The sequence below is a fragment of the Haloarchaeobius iranensis genome (assembly GCF_900103505.1).
Lineage (GTDB): Archaea > Halobacteriota > Halobacteria > Halobacteriales > Natrialbaceae > Haloarchaeobius > Haloarchaeobius iranensis.
The window spans coordinates 14,574-38,727 of the sequence record NZ_FNIA01000016.1 but is presented as its reverse complement, the minus strand read 5'-3'; the positions used below and the strand labels follow the sequence as shown (position 1 = coordinate 38,727).

Below are 24,154 nucleotides of genomic sequence, written 5' to 3'. Positions count from 1 at the left end.
GCCGTCGGGCTACTCGCTCGAGACCGGGTGTTCGAGGTTCTCTATCATCGCGTGGACGGTCCCCTGCTCGTCGAGCTCCCGTGGGAAGACGCCCAGCGAGACGACGTGGTCGCCCGCGTTCTCCACCGAGCCACTTACGACGAAGTTGGTGTCGACCTGCTGGCCCGCCATGGTCGCCGACCCCTCGAACGTCGACACCAGTGCGCTCGCACCCAGTGCACCGAGTGTCGTCTGCCCGACGCGGTCGCCGACGGTCATCCCCCCGTACTGCTGCTGGAAGCGACTGATGATATTGCGGGGACTGGCATCGGCGAGCGGGTTGAACGACTCCCCGAGAATCTCGACCTGCGGTGTCGAGACCGCGGCGAAGACCCCCGCGCGCTGGCCGCTGAGCGGCCCCACGTCTATCGTCTTGTAGTACTCGGTCACCCAGTTGACGACCGTCACTGTCTGCTCCTGGTCCCCGACGGAGAACGTCCGCTCGGCGCGGAGCTCGCGCGGCTCCTGTTTGACGTAGTTCCCGTCGCTGGCGACCGCCTCGGCCGTCGCCGCCTGCTGTGCCTCGAACGTCGTCGCGTCGGACAGCAAGCCCAGACAGCCGGCTGTCGCGGCCAGCGAAGCACCCGCCGTCGCCGCGAGGAACTGTCGTCGATTGGCGTTCATGGGCGACACCAGTCGGTACGGGAGCTTAAAACGAGTGGCAACGCATCGAGGGGCGTCAGAGCCGGAACGTCGCGCCGTCGTCCGTATCTTCCACCGTGACGCCGATGGCCTCCAGCTCGTCGCGGAGCTCGTCGGCGCGGTCGTAGTTGCCGGCCTCTCGCTCGGTCTCGCGGACCGAGAGGACCAGTTCGACGAGCTCGCCCGCGACCTCGGCGCTCCCGTCGGTCTCCGCGCGGAACTGGAACCCGAGAACGTCGCCGCCGAGCTCCGCGAACGTCTCGACCGCCAGCCGGAGCCCGCGGTAGTCGTACGTCTCGCGGTCGTCCACGTGGCGGTTCACCGCACCGACGAGTTCGAGCAGCGCCGTCGTCGCCTCGCGGGTGTTGAAGTCGTCGTTCATCCCCTCGGTGAACTCCCGACGGGCGCGGTCGACGGTGTTGCGGAGGTCGCGGTCGTCCTCGTTCGTCCGGGCGTCGACGGAGTCGCAGGCCCCGACGGCGGTCCGGTAGCCCCGCTCGAGGCGCTCCCAGCGCTCGCGGGCCTCCGCCAGCGTCTCGTCGCTGTAGACGGCCTCGTTGTGGTACGCCGTCGAGAGCAGGAACATCCGGACGACGTTCGCGCCCTCGGCTTCGAGCGCGTCGCCGACGGTCGTGAAGTTGCCCAGGCTTGAGGACATCTTCTCGGCCTTCGTCTGCAGCAGGCGGACGTGGAGCCAGTACTTCGCGAACTGCTGGCCGGTCGCCGCCTCGGACTGGGCGATCTCGTTCTCGTGGTGGGGGAAGACCAGGTCCTGCCCGCCGACGTGGATGTCGATTGTCGAGTCGAGATGCGTCATCGCCATCGCGGAGCACTCGATGTGCCAGCCGGGTCGCCCTTCGCCCCACGGCGACGGCCAGGTCTGACCCGACGGCGTCGCCCCGTCGTCGCCGGGGTGGTCTGCCTTCCGGTGCTCGTGGACCGCGTCCGGGGAGACGCCGTCGGCCTTCCAGAGCGCGAAGTCGGCCGGGTGGCGCTTCTCGCTCAGTTCGTCCGGGTCACCCTGCTCCTCGATCTCCTCGACGCGCTGGTTCGAGAGCTTCCCGTAGTCATCGAACGCGGTCACGTCGAAGTACACCGAACCGTCGGCCTCGTAGGCGTAGCCCTTCTCGACCAGCGTCTCCACGAGGTCGACGATCTTCGGGACGTGCTCCGAGACGCGGGGGTACACCTCTGCCCGCTTCAGGTTCAGGCCGCGCATGTCGTCGAGGACGTCCGCGATGTAGTGCTCTGCAACTGCGGCCTCGTCCCCACCGAGTTCGGGGTCGCCCGCCCGGGCGACGATCTTCTCGTTCACGTCGGTGAAGTTCTCGACGTGTCGCACGTCGTAGCCCAACTGTGCCAGCCAGCGGTGCATCACGTCGACGTGGACCCAGCCACGTGCGTGCCCGAGGTGCGCCGGGTCCGAGACCGTCAGCCCGCAGTAGTAGAGGAGGACGTCGTCGGGGTCGTTCGGCTCGAACGGCTCCTTCTCGCCCGTCAACGTGTTCGTCACGTGCAGGGTCATTACCCCGTGGTTTCCGGCGGGAGCGGTTAAAACGATTGGTGCCCCGATGTGGTTCGTCATCACGTGCCGGGAGTGCGGCAAGCACGTCGAACAACGCAAATATAAAACACCTACGAGGGCTACTTCTGGGCATGACAGAGACGCCGCACGTGGAGATATACACGAAGGAGAACTGCCCGTACTGCGAGAAGGCGAAGGACCTCTTCGACGAGAAAGGCGTCGACTACGTGGAGTACAACGTGACCGGCGACGAGGCGTTGTTCGACGAGATGGTCGACCGTGCGGACGGTCGCAAGACCGCGCCCGAGGTGTTCATCGACGACCAGCTCGTCGGCGGCTGGGACGACACCTGCGAACTGGAGGAGCAGGGCGAACTCGACGAGCTGCTCGGGCTCGCGGAGGCCACCGACGGCGGCGAACCGACCTCGGACGTCTGTGACGACGCCGAGGAGACCGTCGAACACCGCACACTGCTCATCGCGGGCACCGGCATCGCCGGCCTCTCGGCGGCCATCTACGCGGCGCGCTCGAACAACGAGCCGCTCCTCGTCGAGGGCGACGAGCCGGGTGGCCAGCTCACGCTGACCACGGACGTGGAGAACTACCCCGGCTTCCCGGAGGGGATCTCCGGTCCCGACCTCATCAACAACATGAAGGAGCAGGCCAAGAAGTTCGGTGCCGACACCCGGAACGGCATCATCGCGGATATCGACGCCTCCTCGCGCCCGTTCCGCGTCGAGCTCACCGACGGCGACGTCTACACCGCCGACGCGGTCATCGCGGCGTCCGGCGCGAGCGCCCGCACCCTCGGTGTCCCCGGCGAGGACGAGCTGATGGGCTACGGGCTCTCCACCTGTGCGACCTGTGACGGCGCGTTCTTCCGCGGCGAGGACATGCTCGTCGTCGGCGGCGGCGACGCTGCCATGGAGGAGGCGAACTTCCTCACCAAGTTCGCCGACACGGTCTACATCGCCCACCGCCGCGACGAGTTCCGCGCCGAGGACGTCTGGATCGACCGCGTGATGGACAAGGCCGAGCAGGGCGACATCGAGGTCCTCTGGAACACCGAGCTCACCGAGATCCACGGCTCCCAGGCGGACGGTGTGGACCACGTGACGCTCGTCGAGAACCCCGGGGGGCACCCGACGGACAAGCTCGACGACGCGGACACGACGGAGTACGCGAAGGACGTGGGCGCGGTGTTCTACGCCATCGGCCACACGCCGAACACGGAGTACCTCGAGGGCACCGGCGTCGAGATGGACGAGGAGGGCTACCTCAAGACCGCCGGCGGCTTCGGCGGCGGCCAGACCGCGACCGCCGTCGAGGGCATCTTCGGTGCCGGCGACGTCGTCGACTACCACTACCAGCAGGCCGTCACCGCGGCCGGCATGGGCTGCAAGGCTGCGCTGGACGCGGACGACTACCTGGAGGAGCACGCGACGGCGATGGACGCGACGGCGGAGGCGGCCGCCGAGGCCGACGACTGAAACCCTGAATGGTCCCCTAGCGGTTTTATTATGCTTCGTCGAATCCATATACCAGAATGGACGCCTGTGGGGCCGGGGTTCGGTCGTCGACCAGGGTCGGCGTCGCGGTGTTCGACGAGGCCGGACGGCACGTCTTCGCGAACGGCGAGTACGCGGCTCTCTACGGCTACGACGAACCGGCCGAGCTGCTCGACGAGCACTGGGACGCGTGTCTCCCGTCGAGTCACGACGACTGCGTCACCGACGGGCTGACCGCGGTCGAACGCAGCGGCCGCTGGTTCGGGACCGTCCGCGAGTTCGACGCCGACGGCGGTGCGGAGCGGGAGTACGACCTGACCTTCGTTCGCTCCACGTCGGGTGAGACGGTCGTCATCGTCCGCGAGGGGGACCGGCTGTGCTCCCACGAGGACCGCCTCGCGGCGTTGAACGAGGCCACCCAGTACCTGTTCGCGACCGAACGGACGAGCGTCATCGCGAAGGCCGCTATCGACGTGGCCCAGTGCGTCTTCGACCAGCCGTTCGTCACGCTCTGGCTCGAGACCGACGACAGCGACCACCTGCTCCCGGTCGCCGGTAGCGACGCGTCACGCGTCCTCGCCGGGTACGAGGACCTCGAACTCCCGCCAGTCCCACCGGGCACACTCGAGATGGAGACGTTCGAGTCCGGCGAGCGGACGGTCGTGCAGGACTACTCGTCACACCCGGGTCGTGCGTTCCCGGACCTGCCGCTCTCGTCGGTGCTCCTCGCCCCCGTCGGCGAGTACGGACTCCTGTGTACGGCGGTCCCACACGCCGGGGAGCTCGGCGAGGAGACCGTGGAACTCCTCACGCTGCTCGCCCGGAACGTCGGCGTCGCGCTGGACCGCGCGAGCAAGCACCGCGAGCTGGAGCGACGCAACGAACGGCTCGACCAGTTCACGGGCGTCGTCAGTCACGACCTCCGGGGGCCGCTGTCGGTCATCTCCGGCAACGTCGAAATCGCCCGCGAGACCGGTGAGACGGCGTATCTCGACGAAGTCGACCAGGCCGTCGAACGGATGGACCGGCTCATCAGCGAGGTCCTGACGCTGGCGCGCGAGGGCGAGGCGGTCGGCGACCCGGAGCAGGTGTCGCTGGTCGAGACGGCCACGCGGGCCTGGCACTCGCTGCCGACGGCGGACGCCACGCTGGTCGTCGACGAGGACGCCATCGTCACCGCAGACCCCGAGCGGCTCCAGACGGTGTTCGAGAACCTGTTCCGCAACAGCATCGAACACGGCCACGGGGACGTCACGGTGACCGTCGAATCGACCGGCGACGGGTTCGTCGTCTCCGACGACGGCCCCGGGATTCCCGAGGCGGAACGTGAGTCGGTGTTCGACCGGGGGTTCACGACCAGCGAGGACGGCACCGGCTTCGGGCTGGCCATCGTCGAGACGGTCGCCGAGGGCCACGGGTGGGCGGTGTCGGTGGCGGAGAGCGACGCGGGCGGCGCGCGGTTCGTCTTCGACGGTGCGGACGTGCGCCACGGCCCTCGTCGGACCGTCTCGGAGCATTGAACCCACAGAGGTTTATGCCTGCCAACGAATCCGGAACTATGTCAGACGACGTCGAGACAATCACGTTCGCCATCGAATCCGACGACGACGAGGACGAGGTCGAGCTACCCGCAGACCTCATCGACATGCTCGCCGAGCAGGGCCAGTCGCCCGCCGAGGTCGTCGCGGACATCACACTGCTCTCGTTCGCCTCCCGAGCGCACCACCTCGCACACCACGGCGAGGGTGACGCCCCGGAGATAGACGACGTCGAGTCGGAGACGATGGCGCTCTTCGAGGAGCGCTTCGGCGTCACCTTCGGCGAGGCGACCGGCCACCAGCACTGACCCCCTGCGGCGACGTACCACACGCGACACACGCTTTTTACGCCGGCGCGACCACCACCAGTCGTGACCGAAGCCACCGGCAACCGGGACCCCCCGCCAGCCCTCGCCGACGCCATCGCGGCGCTCGAGGCCGACCACGACTGCACGGTCGTCGCCGCCCGCGACGTGGGGAGCCGCGCCTGGGGGCTCGACCACCCCGGCAGCGACTACGACGTGACCGTCCTGTTCCGGCAGCCGCCCGTGCGCTACGCCACGATAGCGGAGTACGTGCCGACGGTCCACGACGAACGCGGTGACGTGGAGCTGACGGCCTGGAACGTCCGCCGGTTCGCCGAGCTGCTGGTCGACTCGAACCCGGCCACGCTGGAGTTCCTGCACTCGCCGCTCCGGTACCGGTCCTGCGAGCCACTCGCCGCGCTGGGGGCCGACGTGGGACACGAGTTCGAGCCGATACGGCTCTACCACCACTACCGGTCGTTCGCCGACCGCCAGTTCCGGAAGTACTGCCAGCGGCGGCTCCTCCGGGACGGCGAGCCGGCGTTCGTCGTCGTGGACGAGGCCGACGACGAGTGGGTCTGCGTCCCGGACGACGGCGAGGGGTTGGCCGCGCCGGCGACGGGCGGGCGCACCCGCGTCCCGAAAGCCGACGAATCCTACGAGCTGGGCGAGTGGGACCCGACCGTCGACCGGACGACGTACCTCGTCAGGGCCGCGCTGTACGCGAGGTACGTCCGCGACACCCACGAGTTCCCGACGCTGCACTTCCCCTCGTTCCTCGACGAGTGTGAGGCGGCCGGCTGGCTCGGCGACGACGTGCTCGACCGGGCGCGGCTCCTCGTCGAGCGGAAACGCGCCGGCCGGGGCTCGGAGCCGGTCCCGGGGCTGTTCACGGACGGCTCGCTCTCGCTGCCGGCGGAGATTCCGCCCGAGCGCCACGCCGTCCGCGGCATCGACACGGCCCGGGTGAACGAGTTCGTCGAGGCGGTGTTCGCGGCGGACTGACGCTACGCGCCGTCGGGCTGCCCCTCGACCGTCCACCGCAGCAGCACGCCGTCGTCGAGGCGTTCGACGCCGTCGAGCGACAGCTCGGGGAAGGCCTCGACGAACCCTTCGCCGTCGGCGAGGGTCGGCGCCCCCCGGCCGCCGACGACCATCGCACCGACGTAGACGGTGAGTTCGTCGACCAGGCCCGCCTCGAACAGGGAGAAGATGAGCTCGCCGCCGCCCTCCACCATCAGCCGGTCGACGCCCCGGTCCGCGAGTGCGGCCAGCCCGGTGGCGGGGGCCACGCGCTCGGTCCCGGCGACGAGGACCGCCGCGCCGGCGGCCGCGAGCGCCTCCCGTCGCGGTTCGGGTGCTGCCTCGGCGACGAGCACGTAGGTCGTCGCGGCGTCGTCGAGCACCACTGCGTCGGTCGGTGTCCGTGCGCGGGAGTCGAAGACGACGCGGGCCGGCTGCGGCGACCCGCCGTCGGCCCGGCGGTCGGCGACTCGTTCCTCGTCCGTGACCGTCAGCGACGGGTCGTCGGCGAGGACGGTGCCGACCCCGACAGCGACGGCGTCGCTGTCGGCCCGGATGGCGTCGACGCGGTCGAAGTCCTCGGGGCCGCTGATGCGGAGCTGACTGCGGTCGCGGGAGGCGAGCTTGCCGTCCGCGCTCGTCGCGGCGTTGACGTGGACGTACACGCCCGGAGCCACGGCGGGCGGCGGCAAACTGGTTTCGGTCCCGTGGTTCAAGTGCGATGCCGGGACCAGAGTGGTCATGCTCGCAGTCGCCGGCGGCAAGGGTGGCGTAGGGAAGACGACGACGACGCTCGGGCTGGCGGGGGCACTCGCTCGCGACGGCCGCCCGGTCCGGGCGGTGGACACCGATAGCGAGATGCCGGACCTCCACGCGCTCGCCGGCTGCGACCGGGAGCCGTCGCTCGACGCGGTGCTCGACGGCGACGGCGTCCCCGAACAGTCCGTCGCGACGATCCCCGGCGTGCGAGTCGTCGCGGCCCCCCGTGTGACCGACGGTGCCAGTGTCTCGTCGGCGCTCGCCCGCCTGCGGGACCGACCCACCTTCGTCGACACGCCCGCCGGTGCAGGGCCGGACGCAGTCGCCCCGCTCCGCGTGGTCGACCACGTGCTCCTCGTGGCGGACGGAACGCCGCAGGCGCTCCGTGACGCCGCCAAGACCGCCGCCATCGCGCGGCAACTCGGCGTGGCCGTCGCCGGGGTCGTCCTCGTCGGCACCCGCGAGCGCCCCGAGGGCGTCGAACGACTCCTGGAAACGCCGGTGCTCGGGACGGTCCCGGCCGCGACCGACCCGCTCTCTGACCCGGCCGTCTGGCGCGCCTACGACGGCGTCGCGGGACGTCTCCGGAGGCAAACAGTTATTTAGGAGCGGCCGGCTAACGAGGTACGTACATGGCCGGTCGGTTAGAGACGGGAATCGACGTTCTGGACCGGAAGCTGAACGGTGGACTCCCCCCGGGGTCTATCGTCGCGTTCACCGCGTCTCCGGCAAGCCAGTCCGAGCTACTGCTCTACGAACTGACCGCCGCACGCGGGACGCTCTACCTCACTACCGAGCGGTCCGACCAGGCCGTCCGCGACGCCATCGAGAACACCAACGCGCCGGTGGGTTCACCCACGGTGCGTGACATCTCGGGCTCCGAGCCGCTCGACCAGGCCAACCGGCTCATCCGCGCGCTCCCCGAGGGTGCGAACCTCGTCATCGATACCGCGGACGTGCTGGAGCGGGGGGACCGGAACCGCTACCGGAGCTTCATGACCGAGCTGCAGACGCACATGGTCAACACCGGCTCCATCGCGTTCATGCACTGTCTCGACGGCCACCACATCCCCACGAACCGGGACACGACGAAGCACATGGCCGACGTGGTGTTCGCGCTGGAGACACAGGTCCGCGGCGCGGAGCTCGAGAACCGGCTCTCCGTGCCGAAGTTCCGCGGCGGGACCGCACTCGTCGAGACGGTCAAACTGGAGCTCGCGGACGAGGTCGCCATCGACACCAGCCGCGACATCGCGTAGGGTGCTCTTCTCCGCCCCTCGAACTGTTCATCGGGACGGACACGAATCAGAAAGAATTACACTCCGGATTCGAATGTAGGGGTAACGGCGTTCACCGAACACTGCGACGCTGTCTACTCTACAATGACTGAAACATACGACGCGGTCATCGCCGGTGCCGGCCCTGCTGGTGGGCAGGCCGCACGGGACCTCGCCGCACGGGGGTACGACGTTGTCGTACTCGAAACGGAGGGAGAGGAGGAGTTCCCGAGCCGGAGCAACAAGTCGACCGCGGGGACGTTCCCGTCGACGATGTCCGACTTCAACATCCCGGACGAGGTCGTGATGAACTTCACCGACGAGGTGGTGCTGGAGTCGCCGAACCACTACTACGCGCGGCATCAGCCCGGGGCGGTCCTCGAGTTCGCCGACTACAAGCGCTGGCTGGTCGAGGACTCGCGCGACGACGGGGCGGAGTACATCTTCGACGCCCGCGTCTCGAAGCCCATCGTCGAGGGCGGCGAGCCGGTGGGCGTCCGCTACAACGGTGACGAGGAGGTGTACGGCGAGGTCATCATCGACGCCACGGGCCCGAGCGCGCCACTCGCGAAGGCGCTCGACGTCGTGGAACTCAAGCGCGAGCGGCAGGCAATCGGCATCGAGTTCGAGATGGAGGGCGTCGACATCGACGCGGGTGGCTACGCCGACCTCACCGACGCGATGATGCTCCGGCTCGACCACGACCTCGCGCCCGGTGGCTACTCGTGGATCTTCCACACCGGCGGCGACACCGCGAAGGTCGGCGTCTGCTACATCCAGAGCGAGGCACACCACGAGAACGCGAAGGACGGCTTCAGCATCGACGACTACCTGTCGTACTGGGAGGAGAAGGACCCACGCCTCCAGGACGCGACCCGCATCGAGGGCGAGCAGCATCGGGGCTCCGCGCACATCCAGCTCCCCGGTCAGATGAGCACGGACAGCTTCATGGCCATCGGCGACACCGTCCCGACGGTCGACCCGCTCTGGGGCGAGGGCATCGACAAGTGCATGCGCTCTGGCCGGGCGGCCGCGGCGGTCGCGGACCGCGTGCTGACCCACAGCGGCCGCGACACCAGCGCCTCGGAGATGGCCATCTACGACCAGCTCTGGCACGAGCGCGTCGCGCCGAAGGTCAAGACCCGGCTGTTCATGACCGAACTGCTCTACCGGGCCTCCAACGAGCGCTACGACGACCTGATGGACGACCTCTCCCGGATGTCGGCCGACGACCTCACCGAGGCGAACCAGGGCAACAAGCTCGAGCTGGCGAAGATGCTCCGGGTGGGCGACGCGAAACTGGTGTTCGACACGCTGAAGGACTGGTACACCCGGTAGCTCCGCCACCCTCCGGCGCCGGCGTCGCCCGTCTCCGCGATTCTCTCCTCGTACTTCGCGCGCGACATTTCGAGCGCCGAGCCCGCGTCGACATCGCGGTCCTCCGCCAGGGCAAGCAGCGCGACCAGCGCGTCGCTGTTGTCCATGCGTCGGCGGAGAACCGGCACCGCAAAAGTGGTTCAGTCTCGCGGTCGCGACTTACTCGTCGAGGTCGGCTTCGATGTCGTCGGCGTCGATGTCGGCCTCCTCGAGCGCCTCCTCGATGTCGGCCGCGTCGGCACCGCCACCGCCGCCCATACCGCCCATCATGCCGCCCATGCCACCCATCATGCCGCCCATGCCGCCGGAGATGGTCTCCTGGGCGATGACGCGGTCGATGTCGAGGTGCTGCATGAGCTGCTGGGCGACCTGCTGCTTGCCCATCATCCACTGCTGGTTCATCTGCAGCTGCGGCGTGGACTCGATGTACAGCGTCTCCTTCTCGACGGTCTGGGTCTCGAACTCGGGCTCGGCGTCCTCGTCCTCGTCGTCGGACTCGACCTGGACCTCCTCCTCGACCTCGTCCGTCTCGAACCACATGTCGAGTTCGGCGTCGAACATCATCTCCATCAGGCCCTGTGCCTTCTCGACGCGGTCCTCGACGACGCCGGCGACCTCGTAGTCGTACTCGATGTCGTCACCCGCGAGCGGGTGGTTGAAGTCGACGCGGGCGCGGCCGCCGATGACGGCGTTGACGAAGCCCTGCTCGCCGTCGACCTGGACCTGCGAGCCGGGGCGTCGGGAGTCCTCGGGGAGCTTCTCGACGCTGACCGTGCGGACCTGCTCGTCGTCGTACTCGCCGAAGGCGTCGACCGCGGGGATGACGACGCTGCCGGCGTCGCCGACCTCCTTGCCCCGGAGCTCCTCCTCGACCTGGTCGAACATGTGGCCCTCGCCGAGGACGATGACGCGCGGTTCGAACTCGCGGTCCTCCTCCTCGATGCCCTCTTCCTCGGCGACCTCGGGGTCGGTCGTGTCGACGAGGCGCTCGCTCTCGACGGTTCGGGCGGTGTAGTCGAGCTCGACGAAGTCGCCGTCCTGCAGTCCGGTCACTTCCTCTTCGGTCGTCTCGGCCTCGTCCTCGACGTCCGGTGTCTCCTCGGTCTCCTCGTTGTCGGCCATCTCGGCCTCTTGGTCATCGGTCATACAATGAACGTCTCCCACGCGGCATTTAAGAACCACGTTTTGGACCCGCGAGTCGCTGGTGTGGAGTCGGGAGGGCTTTTGTCCCTCGTGAGCGAGGTGCCGGACATGTACGAGGTCGAACTGAAGGTCCGCGCCGGTCACGACGCAGTGCGGCGGCGTCTCGACGAGCAGGACGCCGAACCGGTCGACGCCGTCGGCCAGACCGACGTGTACTACGACGCACCGCACCGGGACTTCGCGGCGACGGACGAGGCGCTGCGCATCAGACAGGAGGTGCCGCTGGACGAGGTCGAGGGCGACGACGCCGGCTTCGACTGGCCCGCCGGCGAAGGCACGACGATGGTGACGTACAAGGGGCCGCTCGTGGACGACCGCTCGAAGACCCGCGAGGAGTTCGAGACCGCCGTCGCCGACCGTGACGCGATGGAGGGTCTCCTCGACGGACTGGGGTTCGAGCCGGCGGCGACGGTCCGGAAGCGCCGTCGTCGGTTCGCGCTCTCGGGCTACACCGTCACGCTCGACGAGGTCGCCGGGCTCGGCGAGTTCGTCGAGGTTGAGACCGAAGTCGAGAGCGACGACATCGAGGACGCACGTGACGGGGCGGTCGCGGTCCTGGAGTCTCTCGGCCTCGATTCCGCCGACGGTATCCGGACCTCGTACCTCGGGCTGTTGCTCGACTCCTGACGAGGGAATTACTGCAGCGCATTTCTCCGGCGGTGATTCGTTTCGCAAGTTATAGAACCGGGCCTGTTCAACTCGGAACAATGACAGAGCGCAATATTCGCGTCGAACCCATCGACCGGTACGCGGTCGAGGACCAGGAGGTCGAGATCGTGGAGCGAAAGGGGCTCGGACACCCCGACTCCATCTGCGACGGTATCGCCGAGAGCGTCTCGCAGGCGCTCGCCCGCACCTACCTCGACCGCGTGGGCAAGGTCCTCCACTACAACACCGACGAGACCCAGCTCGTCGCCGGTTCTGCGGCCCCTGCCTTCGGCGGCGGCGAGGTCATCGAGCCGATCTATCTCCTCATCGTCGGCCGGGCCACGAAGCACTACGTCGACGAGGACGGCACCGAGTACAACATCCCGACCGAGACGGTCGCGCTGCGTGCCGCCCGCGACTACCTCGGCGAGTACTTCCCCGAACTGGAGTTCGGCACCGACATCGTCGTCGACGTGAAGCTCGGCGAAGGGTCGGGCGACCTGCAGGAGGTCTTCTCGGAGGAGGGTGCGACGGTCCCGATGGCCAACGACACGTCCTTCGGCGTCGGCCACGCGCCGTTGACCGAGACCGAGCGCATCGTCCTCGAGGCCGAACGGCGGCTCAACGGCCCGTACGCCGCGGACAACCCGGCTGTCGGCCAGGACATCAAGATCATGGGCAAGCGCGAGGGTGACCACGTCGATATCACGGTCGCCGTCGCCATCGTCGACAGCTACGTCGAGGGGATGGCGGACTACATCGACGAGGTCGAGGGCGTCCGCGAGTTCGTCACCGACGTCGCCAACGGGATAACCGACCGGACCGTCGACGTCCACGTCAACACGGCCGACGACTACGACGAGGGTGCCATCTACCTCACCACGACCGGCACGTCCGCCGAGCAGGGTGACGACGGCTCGGTCGGCCGCGGCAACCGCGCGAACGGCCTCATCACGCCCAACCGGTCGATGTCGATGGAGGCGACCTCCGGCAAGAACCCCGTCAACCACATCGGGAAGATCTACAACCTGCTGTCGACGGAGATCGCCGAGTCCGTCGTGAGCGAGGTTGACGGTATCCGCGACCTGCGCATCCGCCTGCTCTCCCAGATCGGCCGTCCCATCGACGAACCCCACGTCGCCGACGCACACGTCGTCACCGCCGACGGCGTCGACGTCGCCGACATCGAGGACGACGTGTCCGCCATCGTCGACCGCGAGCTGGCCGACGTGACCGAGATCACCCGTCGCGTCATCGACGGCGAGCTGACGACCTTCTGAATCCGGGCGCTGTCCCGGCCGTCGCGCTCCGACGGCGGTTTATACGTCGACTGGCTATCGCCGACCATGCAACCGCCCGGTGCCGACGCCGTCCTCGTCAGACACGGCGACCTGAACGTCAAGAGCACCCGGGTCAAGCGGCGCATGGAGCACCGGCTGCTGGACCACGTCGAGTCGCTGCTCGCGGCCGACGGCATCGCGGCCGAGGTGGACCGGCACTGGTCCCGACCGATCGTGCGGGACGTGGGTGGCGAAGCCGGGCGGGCCGCGGAGACCACCGCCCGTGCATTCGGTGTCGTCTCGACGAGTCCCGCGGTGACGGTGCCGTCGGACCGTGACGCCGTCGAGGACGCCCTCGCGGCGGCTGGCCGCGCCGTCTACGACGACGGGACGTTCGCGGTCAGCGTCAACCGGGCGGACAAGACGTTGCCCTACACCAGCGAGGACCTCGAGCGCTCGGGTGGACAGGCCATCTGGGAGGCCGTCGAGGGCGAGTTCGACCCCGCGGTCGACCTCGACGACCCCGACGTCGTCTTCGAGGTCGACCTCCGCGAGGACGAGGCGTTCGTCTTCTGCGACCGGTACGACGGCCCCGGTGGGCTGCCCTACGGCACGCAGGAGCCACTCGTCGCGCTCGTCAGCGGCGGCATCGACTCGCCCGTCGCGGCGTACGAGGCGATGCGTCGGGGGAGCCCCGTCGTGCCGGTCTACGTCGACCTCGGCGAGTACGGCGGGGCGGACCACGAGGCTCGCGCCGTCGAGACCGTCCGGACGCTCTCCGCCAGGGTCCCGGACGAGTCGTTCGACCTCTGGCGGGTCCCGGCCGGCGATGTCGTCGCCGACCTCGTCGACACGATGGAGACCGGCCGGATGCTCGCGTTCCGCCGGTTCCTGCTCATGGCGGGCGAGGCCGTCGCCGAGGAGACGGGTGCGGTCGGCGTCGTCACGGGCGAGGCGCTCGGCCAGAAGTCGAGTCAGACGGCCCGGAACATGGCCGTCACCTCGCAGGCCATCGACTTGCCGGTCCACCGACCGCTGTTCTCGTGGGACAAACACGACATCGTCTCGCAGGCCCGCGCCATCGACACGTTCGTCGACTCGACCGTGCCGGCGGGCTGTAACCGTGTCGTCCCCGACCAGCCCGAGACACACGGGTCGGCCGAGACAATCGCCCGCGAGGAGCCCGCCGACCTTCGCGAGCGAGCCCGGGCGGCCGTCGAGCGGGCCGAGCGACTGTCGTTCTGAGACCCGGCCGAGCGAAATCCACATACCCTCTGGGTACGAACGGGACTGCAGTGACTGACGTCTGTCTCATCGGCTCGTCCGACGTGGTCCTCCGGTACGAGCTCCTCTCGCGCGAGACCTCGCGCGAGGCCCTGTCGACCTACGACCTCTGGGAGCCCTACGAGAACGCGATCGCGCTCCGCACGGTGAGCCTCGGGGCGGCCGTCTCCCTGTTGAACGACCTCGACTGGTACATCGTCCGGTTCGTCGACGAGGTGCTCGTCCGCGAGCCGAGCGTCGACGACGAGGAGTGGCTCTCCCGCGGACTCGCCACGGCGGTCCGCAACGACGCCGTCGCGCCCGCCGAGACCGACCAGTTCTGCAAGCTGTACGGCCTGCTCGATCCAGAGGACGGCCCACCGGAGCCCGTCGAGCCCCTGTTCGCCCAGCGGGTCGACGGCGAGCTCCCGGCGTACGACCTCCGGCCCGAGGTCGAGGAGACGATGGTCGTCCGCGTCAGCGAGGAGGAGTTCGCCGGATGACTGGCCACGGAATCGCCCGCGTCGACGGCCTGCGCATCCACTACCGGCGCGCGGGCATTGAGGGGCCCCAGGTCGTCCTCCTCCACGGTGCGGGCGTCGACGACGCCGACCTCTCCTGGCGACACACCGTCGAGACGCTCGCCGAGTCGTACCAGGTGTACGCCCCGGACTGGCCGGAGTACGGCGACAGCGACCCCGTCGACGACCACTCCATCGACACCTACCGCGACGTGTTCGAGGGGTTCGTCGAGTCGGTCGGGCTCGACGAGTTCGCCCTCGTCGGCATCTCGATGGGCGGTGCCGTCGCGCTCGGCTACACCCTCGACCACCCGGACCGCGTCCGGGCGCTGGGCCTCGTCGACAGCTACGGGCTCGGCGCGCGGGTCCCCGGCGGCCCGATGCTGTACGCGCTGGCCAACGTCCCCGGCGCGAACGCGACCGGCTGGTCGATGCTCGGCAGTTCCAGGACCGCGACCGTCACCGGTCTCGCGAACGTCGTCCACGACCCGTCGACGCTCGACGAGGCGTTCGTCGAGTCGGTCAACGAGCGCGCCAGCCAGCGCGGTGCCGGCCGGGCGTTCACCGCCTTCCAGCGGAACGAGATAACCCCCGACGGCCGCGCCCGGACGAACTTCGCGGACCGGCTCGAAGAGGTCGGGGTGCCGACGCTGCTCGTCCACGGCGAGTCCGACCCGCTGTTCCCGGCGGCGTGGGCGCGACGTGCCCACGAACGGATTCCGGACTCGGAGCTTGTCGTCTTCGAGAACTGCGGCCACTGGCCGACGCGCGAACACCCGGAGAAGTTCGATGAGACGCTGTTGGAGTTCCTGCGGGAGCGGGTGCCGTCCCCCGTCGACCGCGAGAGTACCGACGAATCCTGAGGGGGCAGGTCAGTCGAACGTCCCCGCCGACATGTACCGCTCGCCGGAGTCCCAGAACACCGTCACGACGAGCGGGCAGTCCGTGTAGTCGCCGCCGTCGGTCTCGACGCCGCCCGGCTCGACGGCGTCGCGTCCGGACGCCGGGCAGTCCGCGCTCGGCTCCGCTATCTCGGCGGCGACTTCGCGGGCCTTCAGACAGGACGCGCCGGAGGACTGGCCGACGAAGATGCCCTCCTCGCGGGCCAGGCGGCGGCACTCCGCCTCGGCCGCCTCGAAGTTCACGGTGCGGACCTCGTCGATGAGGTCGCGGTCGAGGTTGTCGCTGACGAAGCCGGGTCCCATACCCTGGAACTCGTCCTCGCCGGCCTCGCCCGTCGTCAGGACCGCGTTGTCCTCTGGTTCGACGCCGACGACGCGCATGTCGGGGAACTCCTCCGTCAGCCGGCGGGCGTTGCCCGAGATGGTGCCGCCCGTGCCGACACCCGCGACGAGGGCGTCTATCTCGCGGCCGTCGACCTGCTCCAGTATCTCCTCGGCGGTCGTCCGGTAGTGCGCCCGGGGGTTGGCGGGGTTCTCGAACTGCCGGAGCTGGAACGCGCCGGTCTCCGCCTCTATCTGGTCCGCACGGTCCCGGGCGTCGACCATGCCCCCCTCGACGAGTTCGATGTCGGCCCCGTACGCCCGGAGGATGCCCTTCCGCTCCTCGGACATCCCCGCGGGCATGACGATGGTCACGTCGTAGCCGCGCGCCGCGCCGACCATCGCGATGCCGATACCGGTGTTCCCGCTCGTCGGCTCCACGAGCCTGTCGCCGGGTTCGATCTCCCCGCGTCGCTCGGCGTCGAGGACCATCTCCCGGGCCGGTCGGTCCTTGGCGGAGCCGCCGGGGTTGAACGACTCGACCTTGGCGGCGACCGTCGCGCCCGGCGGCGAGGTCACCTGCACCAGCGGCGAGCCGACTGCGTCCAGTATGCTCCGTTTCACGCCGACCGGTACGGGCTGGACGACTAAGGGGCGGCCGGCGGCGGCAGATGTGGCCGGGGACTGCGGACCATCGGCAACCCCTGCGAGGAGCGGGAGCGTTTTCCCCGTCGGCGGGGTAGGCCGGGGTATGAGCGAGGCAGAACTCGAGACGATGCGGCCGAACCCCGCGTGGGCACCCGACGCCTACGAGGAAACCCTCGCGGTCTGGGAGGCGCTCGCGGACCGCATCGTCGTCAAGGTCTGGGGCGGGGACTGGTGCAAGGACTGTCGCAGCCAGCTGCCGGACTTCGGGGCGGCGCTCGATGCGGCCGAGGTCCAGGACGTCGAGCACTACCCGGTCGAACGTGAGGACGGTGAGAAGGTCGGTCCCGGCGTCTCCGAGTACGGCATCGAGTACATCCCGACGGTCGTCGTCGAGGACGGCGAGACGGGCGCCGAGCTGGCCCGTTTCGTCGAGGAGGCGGACCGTCCCATCGCGGTCTGGCTGGCCGAACAGCTCGACGCCGAGACGTAGCCCTACGTCTCGAACCAGTCGAGGGCTTCTTCGATGTCGTGTGTCGGCTGCGAGCAGGCGAAGCCACGGCAGGCGTACACCGTCGGCTCGCCGTCGCGGGCCGTCCGCTCGGCCCAGACGGCCGGTGCCTCGTCGAGCTCGAGGTCGTCGAGCCACATCGCCAGGTCGTCGTCGGTCGCGGGGCGGGGAGCCAGCAGTCGCCGGGGCAGGTACGTTCCGGCCAGCGTCTCGCGCCAGCGCTCGGGCAGTGGGCGGTCGTCCGTGGCGACCGTCAGCTCCGCGTCGCCGGCGCTCCAGCGGTCCGCGACGAGCGCGAGGGTGGGGTACTCCAGCGGGCTGGTCTCGACGCGCGTGCCGTGGGTCGCGAGCGTGGCCTCCACCACGTCGGCGAACGCCTCGTCGGGTGCGAAGCCGTCGAGCGACAACAGCACGTCGAGCGCGACGCCGAGACTCGACGGCGTGGACTGGTCGCGGAGCTCCTGCGGGCGAGCGACCAGCTCCTCGCCGTCCTGCGGCGTGAAGAACACCGTCCCCTCGTCGGGGTCCCAGAAGTCCCGAACGACGACCCGGGCGAGGTCGAGCGCGAAGCCGAGGTGCGCTGGCTCGCCCGTCGCCTGGTAGGTGTCGAACGCGCCGCGGGCGAGGAACGCGTAGTCCTCGAGGAACGCGTCGCCGTTCACGTCGCCGTCCTTGAAGCGCCGCGAGAGGGTCTTCGATTCCCCGTCCCACAGGTGCTCCCTGACGAACCCGAGCGCCTCCGCGGCCGCGTCGGCGTACTCCGGGTCGAGCACGATGGCGGCCTCGGCGAACGCGGACGCCATCAGCCCGTTCCAGCCCGCGAGCACCTTCTCGTCGCGTCGGGGGCGTGGCCGGTCACCACGGGCCTCGAACAGCGCCGCACGAGCCTCGTCGAGTCGTTCCTCGACGGTCGCTGCGTCGAGGTCGTACTCGTCGGCCAGGTCCGCTATCTCCCGGTCGATGGTCAGCACGGTCTGCCCGTGCTCGAAGTTGCCCGAGTCGGTGACGCCGTAGCGGTCACAGAACAGGTCGGCGTGCTCGTCGTCGAGCACCTCGTGGACCGCCCCGGGCGTCCAGACGTAGAACGCACCTTCGACGTGCTCCCCGTCCTCGTCGGGCGACCGGGCATCGAGCGTCGAGAAGAAGCCACCGTCCGGGTGCGTGAGCTCCCGCTCGACGAACGCGAGGGTCTCCTCCGTGACGGTCCGGTAGCGCTCCGTCCCGGTGAGCTGGTAGCCAGCGAGGAACACCCGGGGCAGCTCGGCGTTGTCGTACAGCATCTTCTCGAAGTGCGGCACGGTCCAGTCGCGGTCGGTGCAGTAGCGGTGGAAGCCGCCACCGAGGTGGTCGTACAGTCCGCCGTCGGCCATCGCGTCGAGGGTCTGGACCGCCGCGTCGCGGTAGGCGTCCCGACCCGTGCCGTCGTACGCCCGGAGCAGCAGGTGCAGGCGTGCCTCCTGCGGGAACTTCTGGCCGGTGCCGAAGCCACCGTGTTCGCCGTCGACGGCTCTGAGAACGGCGTCGGCGGCGTCGGTCAGGACGTCCTCGTCCGGGGCGTCCTCGCCGGCCGAAGGGACGTCCTCCAGCTGGTCCTTCGCGGCGCGGGTCCACTGCTCGGCCCTGTTCTCCATCTCCCGGCGGTCCTCGGCCTTGCTCCACGAGTTCGCGATGTTCCCGAGCAGGTCGAGGAAACCGGGCGCGTTCCGACGGGGCTCTCGCGGGAAGTACGTGCCGACGTAGAACGGCTTGCCCTCGGGTGTGAGCCAGACGGAGAGCGGCCAGCCGCCCCGGCCGGAGACCAGCTGCGAGACGGTCTGGTAGATGGAGTCGAGGTCAGGGCGCTCCTCGCGGTCGACCTTGATGGGGACGAAGTCCTGGTTCAGCACCTCGGCGACCTCGCTGTCCTCGAAGCTCTCCTCCTCCATGACGTGGCACCAGTGGCACGCCGAGTAGCCGACCGAGAGGAAGATGGGCACGTCGCGCTCCTTCGCCGCTTCGAGCGCGGCCTCGTCCCATGGCTGCCAGTTGACGGGGTTGTCCGCGTGCTGGCGCAGGTACGGCGACGCCTCCTCGTCGAGCCGGTTCCGGGCTGTGGGGTCGCTCATGCAACCTCCTTGGGCCGGTGACGGGTAAAACCGTCCGACTCCGGGAGCGGAGCATATTTGCCGGTCGCCGGTGTGCGGAGGGAGATGCTGGACGAGGTCGACGATGGAGGGCTGGACGGGCAGATGGTGGGCGTCGGCATCGCACTCGGTGCGGGGCTGTCCGCGCAGTAGTTGCCAGCGGCTCCGCGACGATTGGAGAGCTTTTTGTATCCACCCACGTGTATACTTACGACCGGAAGAACCGAAACCATTACACTCCCTTGCGTACCGACTTCGGGTATGACAGAGACCGTGCTCCTGGTCGGCGGTGGCGGCCGCGAACACGCCATCGCGCACGCGCTCGACCGCTCCGAGGAACGCGACGAGTTCGAGTTCTACGCCTGCGCCGGCAACCGGAACCCCGGTATCGCCGCGCTCACCGACGGCTTCGAGACGCTCGACACCAGCGACACCGACGCCGTCGTCGACTACGCCGAGTCCATCGGTGCGACCCTCTCGGTCATCGGCCCGGAGAAGCCCCTCGCGGAGGGCGTCGTCGACGCGCTGGAGGAGGCGGGTATCTACGCGTTCGGCCCGCGACAGGCCGACGCGCGCATCGAGACTGACAAGTCGTTCCAGCGGGAGTTCATGGAGGCGAACGATATCCCCGGCTGTCCGGACTACGCCATCTTCACCGACATGGAGCTGGCCTGCGACTACATCGACGAGTACGACGGGGACCTCGCTGTCAAGCCCGCGGGGCTGACCGGCGGGAAGGGCGTCCGCGTCACCGGCGACCAGATAACGAAAGCGGAGGCGAAAGAGTACCTCCGCGAGTCCGACTACGAGAAGGTCGTCCTCGAGGAGCGGCTCGTCGGCGAGGAGTTCACCGTGCAGGCGCTCGTGGCCGGCGACGACGTGCTCATCACGCCCGCCGTGCAGGACCACAAGCGCGCATACGAGGGCGACGAGGGACCGAACACGGGCGGCATGGGGAGCTACACCGAGGCCGACTTCCAGCTCCCGTTCATGACCGAACTGCACAGCTTCGAGGCGCTGCAGGTGCTGGAAGCGACCGTCGAGGCCCTCGACGACTACCGCGGTGTCCTCTACGGCCAGTTCATGCTCACCGAGGACGGCGTGAAGGTCGTCGAGTTCAACGCCCGCTTCGGCGACCCCGAGGCCATGAACGTCCTCCCCATCCTGAACACCGACTTCTACGAGGTGCTGGTCGGGGCCCGCGACGGCGGGTCGCGCATCCCCGAACTCGACTTCCAGTCGCGCGCCACGGTCTGCAAGTACGCCGTCCCGGAGGGCTACCCGACAGACCCACGGGACGGCACTCGCATCGAGGTCGACGCGGAGAGCGCGGCCGCCGCGGCGGCCGACCACGACGGCGACGCGTTCCTGTTCTACGCCTCCGTCGACGAGGGTGACGACGGCCTCTACACCACGACGTCGCGCTCGTTCGCGGTCGTCGGCGTCGCGGACACTATCGGCGAGGCCGAGGCCATCGCCGAGGACGCCATCGCCGTCGCCGGCGAGGAGGGGTTCCACGTCCGCCACGACATCGGTACCGAGGAACTCGTCCAGAGCCGCATCGACCACGTCGAACAGCTCACCGACTGAGGCCGCCGAACCGGTCGGTTTCAAGAACTGTGCCATCCAACCGCAGTTCGTGAGCGACGAACCACGGCGCGACCGCGTCACGCGACACCCGACGACCGGCCCGCGGAACTCCCTCCAGCACTGGCCCGACGCGAAGTCGCCGCTCAGGGTCGCGTTCAACTACGTCCTCATCTGGATCGTCCGCGTCTCCCCCAGTCTCCGGGTGAAGAACTGGCTGATGCGCCGGCTCGGGATGACCGTCGGCGAGGGCGTCTCCTGGGGTCTGGAGGCGACGCCGGACGTGTTCTGGCCGGAGCACATCACGCTCGGCGACCACGTCATCGTGGGCTACGACGCGACGCTGCTGTGCCACGAGTTCCTGCAGGAGGAGTACCGGGTCGGCGATGTCGTCCTCGGCGACCGAGCGATGATCGGCGCCGGTGCCATCGTCCTCCCGGGCGTCGAAATCGGCGAGGGTGCGCAGGTGGCGGCGAACTCGCTCGTCACCGAGGACGTCCCACCGGGGGAGACCGTCGCCGGGGTCCCCGCTCGGCCGATGTCCAGCGAGGAGCTGGCCGACGACTGAGACGTCACCGAAGAAGCGACGACGAACACCTACTGGCGCACGCGGACGACGCCGGTCTTGAACACGCGGTGGTTCGGGACGATGTACTCCCGGCCCTCGGACTCGATCTGCGTGATGAACAGGTCCACCTCCTGAACGACGCCCTCGTGGCCGTCGATCTCTATCTGGTCGCCGATACCGTACGGCTGATTGAGCAGCAGGTAGACACCCGCCGCGCTCGAGCGGAGCAGGTCGCGGAACGCCAGCCCACCGAGGAAGATGAGCCCGAACAGGTAGCCCGCGAACAGCACGAGCAGCGCGAGCATGTGCACGCCGACCTGGGCGAGCGCGACGAGGAAGGCGACGTAGATGACGCTGTACTTCACCACGCGCGGGAGCAGGTTCACCTCGGGGAGCTTGATGCCGCGCAGGCGCTCGGAGACGACGAGTTCGGCCTTGTCGGCGACGACGAAGCCCACGATGAGCACGAGCACGGCCACGAACACGTCCGGGACGAAGCGGACGACGCCGAGCCAGAACTGGCCCGTCCGGACGATCTCTGCCACGTGGACCGCCGCCAGCGCCGCGATACCGTAGATGAACCACGCACTCAGTCGCGCGACGATGTCGACCGTCGAGCTGCCGAGGCTGCGCGCACTGCTCTCGAACGGCGTCCCCTCCACCATCTCCGGCACGCCAGCGGCCGTCAGCAGCCGGCGGTTCAGCTTCCCGACGACGATGCCGAGCGCGATACCGAGAAAGAGGACGACCGCCGCTCTGACGAGGGGTTCGTTGACCAGTGCCTCCCACGTCGGCACATCCGCTCCGGGTTGGTTCGCCGTCGCCGTCGTCTGCTGTGAGAGCCACAGCAAGCCACCGAGCACGGACATCCCTAGTAGTCCTCCGGGTCGATCTCCAGCAACAGTTCGCCGTTCTTGAACGCCCGTACCAGCCCGTCGCTCTCGGAGAGCACGATGGCCGTCGCGTTCGTGTCCCGGGTGATGGCACCGGCCGCCATATGGCGCGCGCCCAGGCCCTTCGGGATGTCCACGCCCTCGGCCGACGGCTCCAGGTAGCGGTACGCCGAGACGATCTTCCCCGAGTCGGAGATGACGAACGCGCCGTCCAGCCGGGAGAACTCCTTCAGCATCACGTTCACGATGGGGTCGCCGACGTGGACGTGGGACTTCTCGAACGGGTTGTACGACAGCGGACGGGACTTGTTCATGACCTTCCCGGCGTCGCCGACGACGAACAGGGCGCCGACGGGCTTTCCTTTCTGGCCTTTCTTCCCCAGCTCGACCGCCAGCTCCAATACGTCCTTGATGACGGCCGGCTCCGCACGCGAACTCGAGAACAGGTCGTACACGCCCGACTGGCTCGACCCGTCGGCACGGACCCGCGACACGGTGTCGATGCTCCCATCGAACACACTCGTCGCACAGAGCAACACGTCGCCGTCGTCGATGTAGCCCGCTTCGAGCGCGCCCTCCAGGCCGAAGCGCACTCGCTGGGCGATCTCCTCGAACTCGAGCGGTAGTTCGACGAACGTCTCCGCACCGACGGCGTTCTCGGTCCCCACCACGAGGACGTCGAGGTCCTCCGCCTCCGAGAACCGCTCGTAGTAAGACCCACTCGGGGAGAAGAGCACTACCGTATCGACGTCCGACAAGATCTCGCCGAACAACGCTGCCATGTTCGCCATTGGGAAAACCAACAAAGCGGGTATGAAAAAGGTTTGCGGGGCCGGCACGACGCCGAGAGAACGCCTACGACACCGTCACGGTCTCCTCCCAGACGATGCTGTCCGTCTCGGGGTGGATGATACGGACGACGAGCCTGTCGCCGGCGTCGACGTTCGGCAGCTCGACGCCGATTTCGTCGCCAGCAGTCCACTCGACGTTCGCGTCGGTGCTCACGATGACACCGCTCGCGTTGGTGACCATGCCCGCATCGCCCTCCAGGGTCGTGCCGTTCAGCGAGCCGCCGGTCGCCGGGAGGTTCACCAGGCGGACCGTCCCGCCGCCGCTCGCGTTCCGGATCTGGATCTCGAGCTCCGCCACCCGCAGCTCGTCCCCGCCGTTCTTCGTGATGTTCAGGTAGCCGTCCGACGCCTCGATGGGCGTCATCGACGCGTGGACCTGCGGTGCCGGCTCCTGCGTGCTGTCCGCGAACTGCAGCGCGAAGTTCCCCGCGGCGACCGCGACCACCAGCACCACCGCGATGAGGAGCACCGTCGCCACCACGGACGATACACCTCGTTGCCCTCTCATACGCGGGACATGGCCATTCGAGTATTAATACCTGCTGGCCGAGTGCGTATTTTATCCAGATTCAGTTTCGAATATTAAGATACGTCCGGCGAATTCCTTTTCTGAAACTGAGAACTCGTCGAATAGCTCGTGGTGATTCGGGACGCCCTCCGAGCCGGGTTTGCAGCACTGTCTCTCCCTGGTTCACAATCCGGTCCTGCTCCTTCGCTCGGTCGCTGCGCTCCCTCGCTCAGTGCGCGGGACCGGATTTGAACCGGCGGACCCCTTCGGGACAGCGTCCTAAGCGCTGCGCCGTTTCCTGGCTTGGCTACCCGCGCTCGGCCCAAATTTCACCCGA

24 protein-coding genes and 1 tRNA gene are annotated in these 24,154 nt (G+C 68.8%); 15 read left to right on the top strand and 10 right to left on the bottom strand.

What is annotated here, in order from left to right; translation table 11 throughout:
• Nucleotides 1-9: 9 nt before the first annotated feature.
• Both BLT27_RS13550 and cysS read right to left on the bottom strand, forming a co-directional pair.
• Nucleotides 10-663 carry a DUF6517 family protein gene (locus BLT27_RS13550; RefSeq protein WP_089734783.1) on the bottom strand — a complete coding sequence of 218 codons (654 nt, stop codon included), beginning with the start codon at nt 661-663 and terminating at the stop codon, nt 10-12.
• Between the two features lie 55 nt (nt 664-718).
• On the bottom strand, nt 719-2,206 hold the full coding sequence (gene cysS / locus BLT27_RS13545; protein WP_089734781.1) for a cysteine--tRNA ligase: 1,488 nt from the start codon (nt 2,204-2,206) through the stop codon (nt 719-721).
• Nucleotides 2,207-2,337: 131 nt separating this feature from the next.
• Here cysS and grxC point away from each other — a divergent pair, with 131 nt between their 5' ends.
• From grxC to BLT27_RS13525, 4 genes are all read left to right on the top strand, one after another.
• Nucleotides 2,338-3,696, top strand: a complete 1,359-nt coding sequence (gene grxC / locus BLT27_RS13540) for a glutaredoxin 3 (RefSeq protein WP_089734779.1) — start codon at nt 2,338-2,340, stop codon at nt 3,694-3,696.
• Nucleotides 3,697-3,752: 56 nt separating this feature from the next.
• Entirely contained in the window at nt 3,753-5,234 is a 1,482-nt protein-coding gene (locus tag BLT27_RS13535; RefSeq protein WP_089734777.1) for a sensor histidine kinase, read from the top strand.
• Between the two features lie 38 nt (nt 5,235-5,272).
• Complete coding sequence (locus BLT27_RS13530) at nt 5,273-5,560, top strand: DUF7545 family protein (RefSeq protein WP_089734774.1); 288 nt, start codon at nt 5,273-5,275, stop codon at nt 5,558-5,560.
• Between the two features lie 63 nt (nt 5,561-5,623).
• Nucleotides 5,624-6,562 (top strand): DNA polymerase beta superfamily protein, encoded by a 939-nt coding sequence (locus BLT27_RS13525; protein ID WP_089734772.1) that lies wholly within the window; start codon nt 5,624-5,626, stop codon nt 6,560-6,562.
• A 2-nt stretch (nt 6,563-6,564) separates the two neighbouring features.
• Here BLT27_RS13525 and BLT27_RS13520 read toward each other — a convergent pair whose 3' ends face one another.
• On the bottom strand, nt 6,565-7,245 hold the full coding sequence (locus BLT27_RS13520; protein ID WP_089734771.1) for a 2,5-diamino-6-(ribosylamino)-4(3H)-pyrimidinone 5'-phosphate reductase: 681 nt from the start codon (nt 7,243-7,245) through the stop codon (nt 6,565-6,567).
• Nucleotides 7,246-7,321: 76 nt separating this feature from the next.
• On the opposite strand from BLT27_RS13520, the gene BLT27_RS13515 reads away from it, so the two are divergent.
• The 3 genes from BLT27_RS13515 to BLT27_RS13505 all read left to right on the top strand — a co-directional run bounded on the left by BLT27_RS13515 (nt 7,322) and on the right by BLT27_RS13505 (nt 9,954).
• Nucleotides 7,322-7,945, top strand: coding sequence for a MinD/ParA family ATP-binding protein (locus BLT27_RS13515; protein WP_089734768.1), 624 nt, complete (start codon nt 7,322-7,324; stop codon nt 7,943-7,945).
• A gap of 26 nt (nt 7,946-7,971) precedes the next feature.
• Complete coding sequence (locus BLT27_RS13510) at nt 7,972-8,598, top strand: RAD55 family ATPase (RefSeq protein ID WP_089734766.1); 627 nt, start codon at nt 7,972-7,974, stop codon at nt 8,596-8,598.
• A gap of 123 nt (nt 8,599-8,721) precedes the next feature.
• Nucleotides 8,722-9,954 carry a digeranylgeranylglycerophospholipid reductase gene (locus BLT27_RS13505; protein WP_089734764.1) on the top strand — a complete coding sequence of 411 codons (1,233 nt, stop codon included), beginning with the start codon at nt 8,722-8,724 and terminating at the stop codon, nt 9,952-9,954.
• Nucleotides 9,955-10,152: 198 nt separating this feature from the next.
• Here the strand turns inward: BLT27_RS13505 and BLT27_RS13495 are convergent, their stop codons facing one another.
• Nucleotides 10,153-11,139, bottom strand: a complete 987-nt coding sequence (locus BLT27_RS13495; protein ID WP_089734762.1) for an FKBP-type peptidyl-prolyl cis-trans isomerase — start codon at nt 11,137-11,139, stop codon at nt 10,153-10,155.
• 105 nt (nt 11,140-11,244) lie between these two features.
• Here BLT27_RS13495 and cyaB point away from each other — a divergent pair, with 105 nt between their 5' ends.
• The 5 genes from cyaB (at nt 11,245) to BLT27_RS13470 (ending at nt 15,771) form a co-directional block, all read left to right on the top strand.
• The gene (gene cyaB, locus BLT27_RS13490) at nt 11,245-11,823 is read left to right on the top strand and encodes a class IV adenylate cyclase (RefSeq protein WP_089734760.1); all 579 of its coding nucleotides are present in this window, start codon (nt 11,245-11,247) and stop codon (nt 11,821-11,823) included.
• 80 nt (nt 11,824-11,903) lie between these two features.
• Complete coding sequence (locus tag BLT27_RS13485; protein WP_089734758.1) at nt 11,904-13,124, top strand: methionine adenosyltransferase; 1,221 nt, start codon at nt 11,904-11,906, stop codon at nt 13,122-13,124.
• A 66-nt stretch (nt 13,125-13,190) separates the two neighbouring features.
• Complete coding sequence (locus tag BLT27_RS13480; protein ID WP_089734756.1) at nt 13,191-14,369, top strand: tRNA sulfurtransferase; 1,179 nt, start codon at nt 13,191-13,193, stop codon at nt 14,367-14,369.
• Nucleotides 14,370-14,419: 50 nt separating this feature from the next.
• The gene (locus BLT27_RS13475) at nt 14,420-14,890 is read left to right on the top strand and encodes a DUF5804 family protein (RefSeq protein ID WP_089734754.1); all 471 of its coding nucleotides are present in this window, start codon (nt 14,420-14,422) and stop codon (nt 14,888-14,890) included.
• Nucleotides 14,887-15,771, top strand: coding sequence for an alpha/beta fold hydrolase (locus BLT27_RS13470; RefSeq protein ID WP_089734752.1), 885 nt, complete (start codon nt 14,887-14,889; stop codon nt 15,769-15,771). The genes BLT27_RS13475 and BLT27_RS13470 overlap by 4 nt, the downstream gene beginning before the upstream one ends.
• Nucleotides 15,772-15,780: 9 nt before the next feature.
• Here BLT27_RS13470 and BLT27_RS13465 read toward each other — a convergent pair whose 3' ends face one another.
• Nucleotides 15,781-16,755: a PLP-dependent cysteine synthase family protein gene (locus tag BLT27_RS13465; protein WP_089734750.1), complete on the bottom strand. Its 975-nt coding sequence runs from the start codon at nt 16,753-16,755 to the stop codon at nt 15,781-15,783.
• 127 nt (nt 16,756-16,882) lie between these two features.
• On the opposite strand from BLT27_RS13465, the gene BLT27_RS13460 reads away from it, so the two are divergent.
• Nucleotides 16,883-17,269: a TlpA family protein disulfide reductase gene (locus tag BLT27_RS13460; RefSeq protein WP_089734748.1), complete on the top strand. Its 387-nt coding sequence runs from the start codon at nt 16,883-16,885 to the stop codon at nt 17,267-17,269.
• 2 nt (nt 17,270-17,271) lie between these two features.
• Here the strand turns inward: BLT27_RS13460 and BLT27_RS13455 are convergent, their stop codons facing one another.
• Nucleotides 17,272-19,392 (bottom strand): thioredoxin domain-containing protein, encoded by a 2,121-nt coding sequence (locus BLT27_RS13455; RefSeq protein WP_089734746.1) that lies wholly within the window; start codon nt 19,390-19,392, stop codon nt 17,272-17,274.
• A 279-nt stretch (nt 19,393-19,671) separates the two neighbouring features.
• On the opposite strand from BLT27_RS13455, the gene purD reads away from it, so the two are divergent.
• Nucleotides 19,672-21,000, top strand: coding sequence for a phosphoribosylamine--glycine ligase (gene purD, locus BLT27_RS13450; RefSeq protein ID WP_089734744.1), 1,329 nt, complete (start codon nt 19,672-19,674; stop codon nt 20,998-21,000).
• Nucleotides 21,001-21,049: 49 nt separating this feature from the next.
• Entirely contained in the window at nt 21,050-21,565 is a 516-nt protein-coding gene (locus BLT27_RS13445; protein WP_245707758.1) for an acyltransferase, read from the top strand.
• Between the two features lie 29 nt (nt 21,566-21,594).
• On the opposite strand, the gene BLT27_RS13440 is transcribed toward BLT27_RS13445, so the two are convergent.
• The 4 genes from BLT27_RS13440 to BLT27_RS13425 form a co-directional block, all read right to left on the bottom strand.
• Nucleotides 21,595-22,362, bottom strand: coding sequence for a mechanosensitive ion channel family protein (locus BLT27_RS13440; RefSeq protein ID WP_175526468.1), 768 nt, complete (start codon nt 22,360-22,362; stop codon nt 21,595-21,597).
• A 74-nt stretch (nt 22,363-22,436) separates the two neighbouring features.
• The gene (gene dacZ / locus BLT27_RS13435) at nt 22,437-23,249 is read right to left on the bottom strand and encodes a diadenylate cyclase DacZ (RefSeq protein WP_089734740.1); all 813 of its coding nucleotides are present in this window, start codon (nt 23,247-23,249) and stop codon (nt 22,437-22,439) included.
• Between the two features lie 64 nt (nt 23,250-23,313).
• On the bottom strand, nt 23,314-23,817 hold the full coding sequence (locus BLT27_RS13430) for a type IV pilin domain-containing protein (RefSeq protein WP_089734738.1): 504 nt from the start codon (nt 23,815-23,817) through the stop codon (nt 23,314-23,316).
• A gap of 233 nt (nt 23,818-24,050) precedes the next feature.
• Nucleotides 24,051-24,134: transfer RNA gene (locus tag BLT27_RS13425), tRNA-Leu, on the bottom strand.
• Nucleotides 24,135-24,154 lie beyond the last annotated feature (20 nt).